Source organism: Microcoleus sp. Pol12B4 (genome assembly GCF_036701385.1).
Lineage (GTDB): Bacteria > Cyanobacteriota > Cyanobacteriia > Cyanobacteriales > Microcoleaceae > Microcoleus.
The window spans coordinates 1-1,233 of sequence record NZ_JAUBQR010000457.1; the positions used below are offsets into that span (position 1 = coordinate 1).

The window sequence follows — 1,233 nt, forward strand, 5'->3', positions numbered from 1 at the left end:
GATTTTAAATCATCCAAATCTTCCTTCAGTCTTGTCTTATGGTACTCTGGCTGCTTAAAAACTGTCCGGAGTATTGTAAGTACAGTCGATTTAATTTTAGTGACGATTTTAAAGAAAACAAATACTCCTTTCAATAACTATAGACAAAATACGAACGAGCCACACTTGAAAGCAGCTTCAAAAACTGCACTTTATAGCAGATAAAACCTACTGACACAGCTAAAATAAGTAAATTTTTGGCAAAAAAATTGTCGCCACCGTCATTTAATTAGTACAACACACGATATTTTACTAACATAATTTGAAAATCACTTGTATGAATCAAAATCAAATTAAATGGTTGGCGGCAGCTCTAATGCTAATAGACCACATCGGATTGATGCTTGAAGCAGAACCCATGCGTATCATGGGCCGCCTCAGTTTTCCGTTGTTTAGTTGGGTGTTTGCTCAAAACTGGAAACGACCGGGGGACAAAAATCCTCTAATTACTCGACTGATATTATTTGGGGTACTTTCTCAAATACCTCATATCTTACTTTTTGGCAATTTACAGTTAAACATCATGTTTAGCTTTGCCGTAGCAGCACTAACTTTGAGCTACATCCGACGCTTCGATCGCAAAATTGCAGTTTTAAGCATAGGTCTAGTAAGTGCTCAAATTTTAGGAGTGACTTACGGCTGGTATGCAGTGGCTTGCCCGCTATTGATGATTAGGTGGAATGGAGGAGGCGATCGCCTTTGGTGGTTAGGCTGGACTATAGCAAATATCGCATATACAATTAGTTGCAACAGTTGGATTCAAATTTTCGCTATATTCACACCGCTAGTTCTGGCATACTACGATACCTCTAAAGACCAAAAACCAACGGCTTTAGAAAAAAGATTTTTCTATTATTTTTACCCACTACACCTTGGGGGGCTAGCGGCACTGCGAACAATTGTCTAAATAAGACTGGGGATGATAATTAGTTAATTGTTGATTTTTTATTTAAGCGAAGTACAACCGCGTCTCTGAGCGATCGCCCCCAGAAGAGCGCGCTCGCTTTCCTGTAACTTGCCTTCACTCTGTCATCCAGGACTATCTGACAGAAGTCGGGGATCTTTGCTAGCTTACCCGTCTGTGAGATTTTTCCCTAGGCTGAGAATGACAAAATATTGTAACGAGTTGTAAAGTATAATTAAACCGAAGCGAACACAGAGGCCAAGTAGTATCAAATGCGAGTTGCGATCGCC

General features: G+C 39.9%; 1 protein-coding gene. It reads left to right on the forward strand.

The window, feature by feature from the left end; translation table 11 throughout:
* Positions 1–316 precede the first annotated feature (316 nt).
* Positions 317–946 (forward strand): TraX family protein, encoded by a 630-nt coding sequence (locus tag QUA38_RS29020; protein ID WP_333167993.1) that lies wholly within the window; start codon positions 317–319, stop codon positions 944–946.
* The last annotated feature ends 287 nt before the right edge of the window (positions 947–1,233 follow it).

Coding starts and splice junctions, on each gene's coding strand:
- QUA38_RS29020 (WP_333167993.1), top strand. CDS start 317: ATGAATCAAAATCAAATTAAATGGTTGGCGGCAGCTCTAATGCTAATA.